At 42.0% G+C, this 13,298-nt stretch carries 11 protein-coding genes, 1 tRNA gene and 1 rRNA gene (1 of these 13 only partly in view); 12 read left to right on the top strand and 1 reads right to left on the bottom strand.

Features of this window, described 5'->3' with window-relative positions:
* The 10 genes from NKF87_RS10655 to NKF87_RS14345 form a co-directional block, all read left to right on the top strand.
* A 23S ribosomal RNA gene (locus tag NKF87_RS10655) occupies nt 1-1,454 on the top strand; it begins 1,439 nt to the left of the window's first position.
* Nucleotides 1,455-1,575: 121 nt separating this feature from the next.
* Nucleotides 1,576-1,647, top strand: a tRNA-Asn gene (locus NKF87_RS10650).
* Between the two features lie 80 nt (nt 1,648-1,727).
* Nucleotides 1,728-2,294, top strand: coding sequence for a M48 family metallopeptidase (locus NKF87_RS10645; protein WP_117598484.1), 567 nt, complete (start codon nt 1,728-1,730; stop codon nt 2,292-2,294).
* Nucleotides 2,295-2,499: 205 nt separating this feature from the next.
* Complete coding sequence (locus tag NKF87_RS10640) at nt 2,500-3,162, top strand: amino acid ABC transporter permease (protein WP_028086778.1); 663 nt, start codon at nt 2,500-2,502, stop codon at nt 3,160-3,162.
* Between the two features lie 76 nt (nt 3,163-3,238).
* The gene (locus tag NKF87_RS10635; protein WP_044920568.1) at nt 3,239-4,084 is read left to right on the top strand and encodes a transporter substrate-binding domain-containing protein; all 846 of its coding nucleotides are present in this window, start codon (nt 3,239-3,241) and stop codon (nt 4,082-4,084) included.
* A 42-nt stretch (nt 4,085-4,126) separates the two neighbouring features.
* Nucleotides 4,127-4,867 (top strand): amino acid ABC transporter ATP-binding protein, encoded by a 741-nt coding sequence (locus NKF87_RS10630; RefSeq protein WP_044920574.1) that lies wholly within the window; start codon nt 4,127-4,129, stop codon nt 4,865-4,867.
* A 56-nt stretch (nt 4,868-4,923) separates the two neighbouring features.
* On the top strand, nt 4,924-6,147 hold the full coding sequence (locus NKF87_RS10625) for a M20 metallopeptidase family protein (RefSeq protein WP_117598485.1): 1,224 nt from the start codon (nt 4,924-4,926) through the stop codon (nt 6,145-6,147).
* A gap of 22 nt (nt 6,148-6,169) precedes the next feature.
* Entirely contained in the window at nt 6,170-7,336 is a 1,167-nt protein-coding gene (locus tag NKF87_RS10620; protein WP_117598486.1) for a MalY/PatB family protein, read from the top strand.
* A 101-nt stretch (nt 7,337-7,437) separates the two neighbouring features.
* Nucleotides 7,438-8,565, top strand: coding sequence for a helix-turn-helix domain-containing protein (locus tag NKF87_RS10615; RefSeq protein WP_117598487.1), 1,128 nt, complete (start codon nt 7,438-7,440; stop codon nt 8,563-8,565).
* An 11-nt stretch (nt 8,566-8,576) separates the two neighbouring features.
* Nucleotides 8,577-10,730, top strand: coding sequence for a double-cubane-cluster-containing anaerobic reductase (locus NKF87_RS14345; RefSeq protein WP_117598488.1), 2,154 nt, complete (start codon nt 8,577-8,579; stop codon nt 10,728-10,730).
* Nucleotides 10,731-10,833: 103 nt separating this feature from the next.
* Here NKF87_RS14345 and NKF87_RS10600 read toward each other — a convergent pair whose 3' ends face one another.
* Nucleotides 10,834-11,526, bottom strand: coding sequence for a 4Fe-4S double cluster binding domain-containing protein (locus NKF87_RS10600; protein WP_117598489.1), 693 nt, complete (start codon nt 11,524-11,526; stop codon nt 10,834-10,836).
* A 97-nt stretch (nt 11,527-11,623) separates the two neighbouring features.
* Between NKF87_RS10600 and NKF87_RS10595 the strand changes: the two genes are divergently transcribed.
* Both NKF87_RS10595 and cyaB read left to right on the top strand, forming a co-directional pair.
* Nucleotides 11,624-12,664, top strand: a complete 1,041-nt coding sequence (locus NKF87_RS10595) for an XdhC family protein (protein WP_117598490.1) — start codon at nt 11,624-11,626, stop codon at nt 12,662-12,664.
* Between the two features lie 35 nt (nt 12,665-12,699).
* Nucleotides 12,700-13,257 carry a class IV adenylate cyclase gene (gene cyaB, locus NKF87_RS10590; protein ID WP_117598491.1) on the top strand — a complete coding sequence of 186 codons (558 nt, stop codon included), beginning with the start codon at nt 12,700-12,702 and terminating at the stop codon, nt 13,255-13,257.
* Nucleotides 13,258-13,298 lie beyond the last annotated feature (41 nt).

Below are 13,298 nucleotides of genomic sequence, written 5' to 3'. Positions count from 1 at the left end.
GTAAACAGAACTGTGGGGACACGTGTGGAGAGCACAAGCCGGAAATGGAAAAGCCGGTGCAAGCGAGGTAGGAGATGAATAGGCAAATCCGTTCATCAATCCGAAGACGTGATGCGGACCGAATTAAGAGTAGGGAAGTGTGTGAGCCATGCGTCAAGAAAAGCCGCTATTGTTTTACTTAAGCCCGTACCGTAAACCGACACAGGTGGATGAGGAGAGAATCCTAAGGCCGACGGGAGAAGCATTGTTAAGGAACTCGGCAAAATGACTCCGTAACTTCGGGAGAAGGAGTGCCAGCGAGAGCTGGCCGCAGAGAATTGGCCCAAGCAACTGTTTAGCAAAAACACAGGTCTATGCAAAACCGTAAGGTGAAGTATATGGGCTGACGCCTGCCCGGTGCTGGAAGGTTAAGAGGAGAGGTTAGCGGCAACGCGAAGCTTTGAATTTAAGCCCCAGTAAACGGCGGCCGTAACTATAACGGTCCTAAGGTAGCGAAATTCCTTGTCGGGTAAGTTCCGACCCGCACGAAAGGCGTAATGATTTGGGCACTGTCTCAACAATGCACCCGGTGAAATTGAAATACCAGTGAAGATGCTGGTTACCTGCGCCAGGACGGAAAGACCCCATGGAGCTTTACTCCAGCTTGATACTGGGATTCGGTATTGCATGTACAGGATAGGTGGGAGGCTAGGAAGTGATAACGCCAGTTGTCACGGAGCCGCTGTTGGGATACCACCCTTGCAGTATTGGATTTCTAACCAGCGACCATGAACTGGTCGGGGGACAATGTCAGGTGGGGAGTTTGACTGGGGCGGTCGCCTCCGAAAGGGTATCGGAGGCGCTCAAAGGTTCCCTCAGAATGGACGGAAACCATTCGAAGAGTGCAAAGGCAGAAGGGAGCTTGACTGCGACACCGACGGGTGGAGCAGGTACGAAAGTAGGACTTAGTGATCCGGTGGTATAAAGTGGGATTGCCATCGCTCAACGGATAAAAGCTACCCTGGGGATAACAGGCTTATCACTCCCAAGAGTTCACATCGACGGAGTGGTTTGGCACCTCGATGTCGGCTCATCGCATCCTGGGGCTGAAGTAGGTCCCAAGGGTTGGGCTGTTCGCCCATTAAAGCGGTACGCGAGCTGGGTTCAGAACGTCGTGAGACAGTTCGGTCCCTATCCGGCGTGGGCGTAGGATATTTGAGAGGAGCTGTCCTTAGTACGAGAGGACCGGGATGGACTGGCCGCTGGTGTATCTGTTGCATACCAAGTGCATGGCAGAGTAGCCAAGCCGGGACGGGATAAACGCTGAAGGCATCTAAGCGTGAAGCCCCCCTCAAGATGAGATATCCCTACGTAAGTAGTAAGACCCCTTGAAGACGACGAGGTAGATAGGTCAGAGGTGGAAGTGCAGTAATGCATGGAGCTGACTGATACTAATCGGTCGAGGGCATGACCAAGCAAGGTGATAGGTAGGATGAAGAAAATATTTCTTGTATGCAGTTTTGAAGGTACATAAAATAAAAAAGTAAGTAAAAGCCCTTGTCAAAAAAGACAAAAGGGTTTATACTATATAAGTATTCCTCGATAGCTCAGTGGTAGAGCATTCGGCTGTTAACCGAAGGGTCGTTGGTTCGAACCCAACTCGGGGAGTTAAAGACAGAAATCGATTTGATTTCTGTCTTTTTATGTTATAAAAGAGTACTTTATAATGAATGAGAAGGATAAATAATATGAAATACATTTTACAAACAGATAATGAAACAATAGAGATTCCGATTATACGATCAAAAAGGAAGACACTGGGGTTAGAAGTGAAATATGATAGTACAGTAAATGCAAGAGTTCCAATGCGGGCACCAAGAGAGATTATAGAAAGATTTATCCGGGAACATGAAGCATGGATTATAAGAAAGCGGCAGGAATGGAGTCTGTCTGGAAACAATCGGGATGATATGTCAGGTCTTCCACCGATCGAGACAAAAGAAGGAAAAGCGAAGATCAGACAGTATATAGAAGGGCAAGTTGAATATTATGCAAAAATAATGGGTATTACATATGGAAGGATATCTATGCGTAACCAGAAAACACGATGGGGAAGCTGTAGCAGCAATGGAAATCTGAATTTTAATAATCGGTTGTTATTTGTGCCAAAAGAACTGGTTGATTATGTAGTGGTGCATGAATTGGCACACAGAAAAGAGATGAACCATTCGAATGCATTTTGGAATGTGGTAGAGAAGTATATGCCGGATTATAAAGAACGCAGGAAAAAACTAAGGGAGTATCATATAGAATAAGAAGGAATACACAACAATCATAAGAAAACATTTACTTAAAGAAAAATATATAGAAAACTTCTATAAATCATAATACTTATAGAATATGTGCGAAAGATACAAAAATTAACAAATGCTTTGTAGGACAATGACGATGAAAAATAATTTGAAGATGTTAAAATGTTAATTTGTTAGGAATAGAAATAACAGGTCTGGAGTAGGTGAAATGTTTAAAGTAAGTTATTTTTTGGAAGTCCTGCCGATTATTGCAAGTAAAGTTAATATTACATTTGAATTAACGATAGCTGCGACAATATTTGCACTGATCGTGGGAGTCATTATTGCAATCATCGGTTATTACAAAATTCCGGTATTGTATCAGCTGACAAGAGTGTATGTATCCATTATGCGAGGTACACCGGTCGTAGCACAGTTGTATTTCTTCTATTATGGAATTGCATTATACAGTGCATTTGTAAGAAATATGACACCACTTATCGCTGTAGCGGTAGTTATGAGTTTTAATATGGGAGCTTTTATGTCAGAAAGTATCAGAGGAGCATTATTATCCGTTGATGAAGGACAGAAAGAAGCTGCATATTCACTGGGAATGACGAATTTTCAGCTGGTTACGAGAATCGTAATTCCACAGGCTGTACGTGTGGCATTACCGCCGCTTTTTAACGACATCATTAACCTGATCAAGATGACTTCGCTTGCATTTATGCTTGGTGTACCGGATATCATGGGAGCTGCCAAGATTGAGGGAGCCAGAACGTTCAGATATTTTGAAATTTATGCTGCCGTTATGCTGGTGTACTGGCTGATTATATTTGTGCTTGGAATCTTACACAAATTATTAGAAAAGAAATGTGCAAATATGTATTAAGACAAGATCTTAAATGGAACAACCCCATTAAGATAGATACATTATCATTTATATGAAAAAGAGGAGATTAAGTATTATGAAAAAACGTGTATTAGCTGCTTTATTAGTAACTATGATGACAGTAGGAACTGTTGCAGGATGCGGAAGCAATGCCAAATCTGATGATTCAGATAAAAAAGCAAGTTCAGAGTCTAAGAGTGATGACAAAAAAGATTCCGGAAAGAAAGTAACAGTTGTTACATCTGGAACAGGAGAACCATACAGCCTTATTTCTGATGATGGAAAATGGACAGGTATCGACGCAGAGATGTGGGATGAAATTGAAAAACGTACCGGATGGGAAGTAGAAGTAAAACAGGCTTCTTTCGATGCTATGTGGGGAGAACTGGATACAGGACGTGCTGATGTAGTTGCAAACTGCCTTGCGGTAAAAGAAGAAAGAACAGACAAATATAATGCAACAATCCCATACTACGGAGATTCACAGTGCATTATCGTAAATGATGATTCTGATTACAAGACATCTGATGATTTAAAAGGAAAGACTGTAGGATGTACAAACGGACAGGCTGCACAGACAATCATCGAAGACATGGCGAAAGAAAAAGGATTTACAGTAAAACTTTATGAAGACAGTGCTGTAGGTATGAACGATCTGAAACTTGGAAGAATTGATGCATATGCGAATACAACAACAAATGTAAACGCATTTACACATAACAATACAGATGCAAAATTCCGTTTCTTTGATGAACAGCTTCTGGCAAATAATGTAGCTTATTTCCTCCAAAAAACAGATGACGGAGATAAACTGACAAAAGAATTAGATGATGTGATCCAGGATATGTTAGATGACGGAACAGTAGCAAAGATTACTGAAAAATGGATGTATGCTGATATGACAAAATTAATCCAGAAATAAGAAAAGTCAGGAAGATTAAAACGTATGGGAACAGAAACACAGTTGGTTAAGGTTGAACATTTATATAAAGAATTTGATGAAAATACAAAAGTATTAGAAGATATCAATCTGACAATCAATAAGAATGAAGTGATTGCAATTTTAGGACCTTCGGGAACTGGTAAATCTACATTACTCAGATGTCTGAATTACCTGACAGTACCGACAAAGGGAAAAATAACAATTGGTGATGTAACGGTAGATGCACAGAACCATACAAAGAAGGATGTAATAGAATTGAGAAAACATTCTTCCATGGTATTTCAGGGATATAATCTTTTCAAGAATAAGACTGCATTAGAAAATGTAATGGAAGCGCTGACCGTTGTACAAAAAAAGTCAAAGGCAGAGGCGGAAAAAATTGCGTTAGAATTGCTGGATAAGGTAGGAATGAGTGAAAGAAAGGACTTTTACCCATCGAAACTGTCCGGAGGGCAACAGCAGAGAGTTGGAATTGCAAGAGCACTTGCAGTAAATCCGAATGTGGTATTATTTGATGAGCCGACATCGGCATTGGATCCGGAACTGGTAGGAGAAGTACTGAATACGATTAAATCTCTTGCCGAAGAAGGAACGACAATGATTTTGGTTACGCATGAGATTGGATTTGCAAGAGAAGTAGCAAGCAGAATCCTGTTCATGGACGGAGGAAGAATTGCAGCCGATGGAAGACCGGAAGAAATCATCGATCATCCAGAGAATCAAAGACTTCAGCAGTTCCTGAATTTTGTTAATCGTAAATAGAATGGCTGAAAGGTCTGCACAGGGTTTGTGCAGGCCTTTTTTGAGGAGTTGGTACAATGAGTAATATAAATGATAAGATAAGACAAATTGCAAAAGAGACAGAACCGGAACTGATCCGCATCAGAAGAGAACTGCATCAGTATCCGGAGCTTGGAATCGACCTTCCAAAGACACACGAGATCATCAGCCGTGAATTACATAAGATCCCGGGGCTTAAGATAAGAGAACATGCTGCCGGTGGGTATGGTCTGATCGCAGAACTTCAGGGGAAGAAAGAGAATGGGAAAAATGTTTTGCTGCGGGCGGATATAGATGCGCTTCCACTGGAAGAAAAAGTGGAAAGCACTTACAAGTCCAGGCATGACGGACGTATGCATGCATGCGGACACGACGGACATGCGACATGGCTGATCGGTGCGGCAAAGATTCTGGCACAGTTGACAGATGAATTCGGTGGATGCATAAGATTCGCATTTCAGCCGGGGGAAGAAGTCGGACTTGGCGCGGATACGATGATAGAAGAAGATAAAGTACTGGAAGATCCGAAGATGGATATGGCATTTGCCGCACATGGATGGCCGTCTGTAGAGAGTGGTAAGATCGGAATCGTGAGACGCTATGCATTTGGCTGTGTGGGAGATTTTAAAGTCAGAATTATTGGAAAGAAGGGGCATGCATCATGGCCGGAGCAGACGATTGATCCGATTGCGGCAGCGAATGAGATTTACCAGCATATTCCGGCAATATTGACACGTACGATCGGTGGAACAGAGCCTAAGATCATGTCAGTTACTTATATGCAGGCAGGGGATGTGAATGTGAGAAATATTATTCCGCAGGACTGCGTATTTGGCGGAACGATGAGAGCCGTAAAAAGAGAAGTTCTGGAAAAAATGAAAACAGAACTGGAAAAAGAGATAAAAGGAATCTGCCAGGTATACGGAACTTCTTATCAGGCAGATATCAGGATTCACGGGGGAAGTGTAAAGAACGCTCCGGAATTATTAAACGGAGTGAAAAAGTCAGTAGCCGATGTACTTGGAAAGGAAAATGTTTATATTATAGAAGAAGATAATCTTGGCGGAGAAAATTTTGCAGAATATAGCTGTCGTGTTCCGGCGGTCTATATGTTTATTGGAATTAAACCGGAAGAGAAAGAAGCAATTCCGGGTCTGCACAGTCCGGAATATCAGTTTGATGATACGGTACTGGCAGGAGCGGCTGCCACATTTGCTAATATTGCGATTCACGGCTGTATGGGAGAACTGAAGGAAAATTAAAAAGAACAGGAGAGGTATCAGAATGGAAAAGCTGGTTTATGTAGATCGAAGAAATACAAACTGTAATAAATGGGACGGACAGCAGAAAATGTTCGGAGAAGAAGGACTTCACGCAATGTGGGTGGCAGATATGGACTTTCGTGTACCGGAGTGTGTAGTCAGCGCACTTAGGGAATATGTGGAATCCGGAGTGTATGGGTATTATAAGATTCCGGATGCTTATTATCAGGCATTCATTGACTGGGAGAGGGAGCATCACGGATATGAAGTGAAAAAAGAATGGATCCGGTTTTCACCGGGAGTTGTAGCAGGATTCCACTGGCTGTTGCAGATTCTGACAGAAGAAAATGATGCGGTAATTGTAAATACACCGGTATACTATCCGTTTTTAGACGCAGTAAAGAACAATCACAGAAATTTAATCTGTTCCGATCTTAAGAACGAGAATGGAGAATACTCGATTGATTTCGATGATTTTGAGAAAAAGATCACAGATCATCAGGTGAAATTATTTATTTTGTGTTCACCACATAATCCGGCGGGAAGAGTATGGAAAAAAGAAGAGTTAAAGCGGCTTTTTGAAATCTGCAGAGCGCATCAAGTGTATATTATATCAGATGAGATCCATCAGGATCTGGTATTTGGAGAGAATAAGCATATCCCATCTTTGTCAACCGGAGAGTATGATGATATTATGGTATCGATCGTAGCTGCATCGAAGACATTCAATATTGCGGGTGCACAGAATTCTATGGTGATCATTCCGGATGAAAAACTTCAGGAAAAGTGGGATGCTTATGTAAAAGGCAACAGAGTACTGGGAGGAAATGCTTTTGGTTATGTTGCAGCTCAGGCTGCATATGCAGGAGGCAATGAATGGCTGACACTGGTATTGGATCAGATTGAAGAGAATTATCAGTACCTGAAAGCAGAACTTGCAGAAAAACTTCCAGAGGCAGTTGTAACTCCATTGGAAGGAACATATCTGTGCTGGATTAATCTTGAAGCATATGTAAGAGCAGATGAGATGAAAGAAGTAATCCAGAAGAAATGCCGCTTGGCCGTTGATTTCGGTGACTGGTTCGGTGGAGAACGGTTTGCTGCATTTATAAGAATGAATCTCGCAACATCAAAAGAGAATGTAGAGATTGGTGTCAATGCACTGATTGCGAATTTAGTGAGAAAATAGTTATAGAAATTATCAATAAGACGAAATCACTGGCATATGATTTTCTATTTGACAGAAATAATTTTCTACGAGAAAATATCTGTATATGGAGTGAAGAAGATATGTACGAGATTGAAGTCTGTTATAAAATAATTTTTGAAGCAATGCTGGAAAAACCAGTATTAAAAAGTATTGCAGAAAAGATAAATGAATATACAGGTGCGAAAGTAATATTTGTGTCAGGGACAGGAAAAATCCTGGCATATTCGCATACCTGTGAACAGGATGGCAGCGAATCCATCAGATGGAAGCATGTGACATTTTCAGACTATAAAAAATTTTGCCAGGAAGCTGATACGAAAGAACATCAGCTTATACTTCAACCTGTTGAAACAATGGGAAGGTTAGCTGGATATGTAGTTATTCTATATAGTGAAGAGGAGTCCCGGCGGTTTTTTGAAGAATTGGGAAGTGTGATCGGACAGGCAGTAAGGCATCAGTTTGAAGATGTGGTAAAAGAGACGATGGTTTTACAACCGATGCGCGAAGCCATACTTGCCTGGAGTCTGTTTCACGGGAAAGCAGATGGGATCCAGCAGACAGAAAAAATATGGACAGGACAATGCATAGAAGTATTAATGTTAAAAAAGGATATTCAGGAAAAGAATGTATTGTGGATAAAAGAAATATGGGACAGATATTGTATCTGCGAAGAGACAGACAGGATCCAGATATTATTTTATGGATTAAGAGCGAAAAATACGGAAGAAATTTACCAGAAGATCATGGAAAAAAAGATTGGATGCAGCATCAGTGAACCATTTGGGAAATTAGACAGATGTGTTACAAAGTACGAGTTGTTAAAACGCATGTCTATGGTAAACGGACTGGAAAATGACCCGGTTATGAAACGGGAAAAGGAATGGTCGGTACAGGGACTTTACACATATACAACACCGCTCTTTAAAGAAGCGGGATTAAGTGATTACCGATTGTTACGGCTGCTTCAGGAAGACCGAGAGAATAATACGGAGCTCTACTATACATTAAAGGTATATTTGTTGAATGAAAATAATGTAACAATGGCAGCAGACAGCCTTCATATTCACAGAAATACATTGGTCTACCGGTTAAAGCAGATCAGGGAATGTATAGAAGCTGATATCAATGATAACGAAACAGCAAGGGAATTGCTGGCATTTATGATGATGTATGATATATCGAGACAAGATGAGAAAAGGCAAAAGTAAGGAGAGCATATATGAAACTGGTGCAGGATTTACCAGAGATATTTGAAGAGTTTGGAGAAAAAAAGAGAGAAGCATTTCTGGAAATAAAAGAATATAAGGATAAGGGAATTCCGGTTATAGGAATGTATTGTGCCTATTTCCCGACAGAACTTGCAATGGCAGCGGGAGCAATCCCGGTAGGTCTTTGCTCTTTTTCCAATGAGACGATCACGGCTGCGGAACGCGATCTGCCGAAAAGTATGTGTCCGCTGGTAAAATCCAGTTATGGATTTGCAATCAGTGACAGATGTCCGTTTTTTCATTTTGCTGATCTTGTGATCGGAGAGACGACCTGTGACGGAAAAAAGAAGATGTATGAGCTGATGGCAGAGTTCAAACCTGTTCATGTAATGGAACTTCCGAACAGTCAGTCTGAAAGAGGACTTGCTTTCTGGAAGAGTGAGATCATCCGGACGAAAGAATATCTGGAAGAGTTCTTTCATATGGTAATTACAGAAGAGATGATCCGTGATGCCGTACATTTGAATAACCAGATCCGTACCTCTTTGAAAAATCTTTGCGAAGTGATGAAACTGGATCCGGTACCGGTAAGGGGGGAGGATATCCAGAAGATGGTCCAGGGAAGCAAATACAGGTTCGATTTTGCGACGACTCCAGGCGTGGTGAAAGAAGTGATCGATAAGATCATGACAGAATACAGACAGGGAAAGCATCTGGAAAAGCGGCCGAGAATACTGGTGACAGGGTGCCCGATTGGCGGGGACAGCCTGAAAGTGATCCGTGCGATAGAAGATAATGGCGGAGTTGTTGTGGCAATTGAAAACTGCAGTGGTGTGCGGACACTGGGGAGTCCGGTGGAGGAAGACTGTGAAGACATTTACGAGGCTATTGCCAGAAAATATCTGTCAACAGGATGTTCGATCATGACGCCGAACGATAACCGGATCGATCTGATCGGTGAGATCATAGAGGAATATCATGTAGACGGAGTGGTAGAGATGATACTGACCGGATGTCATGCAACAGGGGCGGAGTCTGTTTATATCAGAAAATTTGTAACAGAAGAGAAACATCTGCCATATATTGCCATTGATACGGATTATTCTACTGCAGATCAGGGGCAGATTGCTACCAGACTGACAGCATTTTTGGAAATGATCCAGACGGAGACAGAAAAACGTATAGATATCAATTATTGTTATAAGATTGTACTGACGGGACTAACGGAGCAAAAGTCAGGAAAGGAAATTCTGGAAGAGATATGGAAATATACGCATATTCCGGTAGGCATAAAGGCCGGTGAACAAGAGGTAGAAGATTGGATCGGGATCAGCAGGGAAGAAGCAGAGCAGGAAAACAATAAAAGGATGGAATATAAGCTGTCAGAGAAGAATGGTGTTGTAATGGCAGTTGTTCCGGATGATGTCAGTAAGGAAAATGTAGAAGAACTGTTGGAGCTTTTGGCAAAAAGTTATCATATGAGAGACAATAGCCGTGAGACAGAAGAAAGAGAAATTCCAGATTATATGTGGATTATGGCAGAAGAATCAAAAGACCTTATACATATCGGACAAGAGCTTGCAAAACAGATCGGAGAGAAAAAAATAATAGCAGGACTGAAATTGCGGCAGATGCAGGATAACGAATTATTCCTGTCAGGAATGGAAGGAAAAGAAGCCCGAAACTGTGTAATTGATATATGCCGGAAATCTATGGCAGATGTAGATGGAAAAGTGATAATTGGAAATGGATTTCCAGACTGTGAGAAAAAAGAAGAGAACAGGCAGCTTCAGTGGCAGGTGATGAATATAGCTTCAAGGCAGAAACAGAAAGAATCGGTAATACTTGTAGAGAATTATTACCATGAACTTGCAATCGACTGTATCAGTGAACATCTGGGACAGGAAAAAGTATATATGGAAGAGTTAGAAATTCTGAAAGAAGAGGACCGGAAAACAGGAAAAGAACTTTATGAGACATTGTACTGGTATCTCCGGATGAAACGAAATGTTGCACAGACGGCCGCAAGACTTAGGATTCACCGGAATACATTGTTGCCAAGAATTGCACGGATTAATGAACTGTTGGATCTGGATGAAAAAGACGGAATGGAATGTGAAGGAATTCTGTTGGCAATGGAGATAGAAAAGCTAAAAAATGACTGATACGCTTGGCATCGGTCATTTTTTTAAAATTTATTAACATTTCCTTCAAGGACTGAGAGGCCGCTTCCCCAGTTGATAAATTAAATCCCAAAAACAACACATCTTACACATCCCGGCACTGCTTCAAATACTGCCTCGTATAAGTGCAGACTGCAAAGCATTTTCCACACAGATCTGCATCAATCCCCGTGCTTTTTTGCATGATCTCACGGCATTTCTTATGACACGTGGAGATGGCTATGATATTTTCACGAGGTATGCCGGGACGCCACAAAGTATTTTTCAGGGCATGTGCCGGGCAATATCTGACACAGGCATGACAGGCACCGCACTGAGAGCGTGTAACCGGAGCATCGCAGGTCAGCGGGGCATCGGTCAGAAGAGAAGAAATCCTTACGGCAGATCCATATTGCGGTGTCACCAGCCGGTTGTTTTTACCGATCCAGCCGAGACCGGCTCGGGTGGCAATCGTTTGATGTGACAATGGAATACAGTTATCTGAATCTGTCATTTTCTGGTCTGTCGTCCGGGCATAAGCATGATAGCCTTTGTCAGTCAGGTATTTCGCACCGGCAGTTACGATGGTGTTCAGTTTGTCACTCAAAGAATTATAAAGTTCGTAGTATTCTCTTGTTGGAGCAAGCTGAAGACCTTTGATGACGTGTTTCGGTAACGGGATTGCGACTGCAATACCGACCGGGTAGTCAGAAGATGGAACTGCGGTCAGATCCCCAATTCCGACCAAAGCAGCACCCTGCGAGATTAGATAATCTCTGAATTCTTTTGTGGGATTCATAAAATCCCTCCTTTCAGAACATTTCCGTTCATTGACTTATTGTACATTCAATTTTACAATAGAATGCAGAAGAAAGATAGTGGGAAAGGAAACTATTATGGAAAGTAGAATGACGGAATTAATGGAAGCAATTCAGGAAAGTGAAGGACAGGCCGAACGCAGGGTGCTTACTTTGCTGGGAGGCAGATGCATTTCTGAAAAGGCACTGGTCATAGATGGAAAAATTGTCTGGGAAAGCAGGAAAAATGGTTATTTTCATGGATATACAGATGAGATAAAGAATATTACAGAAAGTGGAATCACCTATATTGGAAATGAGAAAGTATTTTGCGATACATTGGGACAGGAAAAACAGATTGTGATCTGTGGTGCCGGTCATGTGTCGATTCCGGTGATTAAAATGGCAGTGATGATGGACTGTGAGGTAATTGTACTGGAAGATCGTCCGATGTATGCGGATCATGCAAGACTGGCCGGGGCGTCACAGGTTATCTGCGAACCATTCGAAGAAGCACTGGACAAGATACAGGGAAGTGCGGATACGTATTTTGTGATCCTGACGAGAGGACACCGGTATGACCAAATCTGTCTGGAGAAAATAGCCGCAAAAGAGCATGCCTATATCGGTATGATCGGAAGCCGCAGAAGAACAGCACTGGTAAAACAAAGTCTGGCGGAAAAAGGCGTGGATCAGGAGGTGCTGGATGCAGTGTATACACCGATCGGTCTGGATATCGGAGCGCAGACACCGGCAGAGATCGGAGTGGCAATTATTGCAGAGATTATTGAAGTAAAGAACAGGAAGAAACGGACTTATGGATATTCCAAAGAAATTATGCGTGCGCTGACTGCTCAGGAACCGTATCCGGAAAAGAAGATAATGGCAACGATCATTACCAGACATGGTTCCGCACCACAGGGGCTGGGAACCAAAATGCTGATATACAGAGATGGCCGCTGCGTTGGGACGATCGGCGGCGGATGTATGGAAGCAAGAGTCATCCAGATTGCCAGACTTATGGCAGCAGGAGAGGGAGAACAGGCAAGGATCTGCCATGTAGACATGACCGGAAATGAAGCCGAAGAAGAAGGTATGGTCTGTGGCGGGGAAGTGGATGTATTTCTGGAAATCGTCTAAGCGCGGAAAACAGAATCATCGGAGGCATTAAAAAGATGATAGAAGTAGAGGTAAAAATACCCATTGAAAATATAGAAAAGATAAAGCAAAAATTGCTTGAAACAGGGTTCATATATCAGAAAACTGTTGTAGAGACGGATACTTATTTTACAAGCGATCACTATGATATGCGGAAGAAGGACAAGGCACTGCGCATCCGTAAGACGGAGAATCTGGATACGGGAGAAGTAAAAGCACAGCTTAACTGCAAAGGACCGAAATTAGATCAGGTATCCATGACCAGGAAAGAAACAGAGATTGATATCTATGAGCCGGAAAAGATGGAAGACATTCTTAAAGAACTTGAATTTTATCCAGCGTCTTGCAGAGTGAAGAAGACAAGAGGTTATTATATAAAAGATCATATGATAGCGGCTGCAGATAAGGTAGAGAATCTGGGTAACTTTCTGGAATTGGAAATAATTGTTGCAAAAGAAGAAGAACGAGCAGGTGGATTGGATATGATATATGAGCTAATGAGAATGTTGGGATGCGAAAAGACAGAGACAGTAAGGGATTCATATTTGTCAATGTTAGAAAAACGAGGTATCTAGCATCAGAAAGATCCATGAGGGACAGATAAAAAGCCAAATTT

Origin of the sequence: Dorea longicatena (assembly GCF_024168045.1) — a bacterium.
Lineage (GTDB): Bacteria > Bacillota > Clostridia > Lachnospirales > Lachnospiraceae > Dorea_A.
This window is presented reverse-complemented; position numbering and strand designations above follow the sequence as displayed.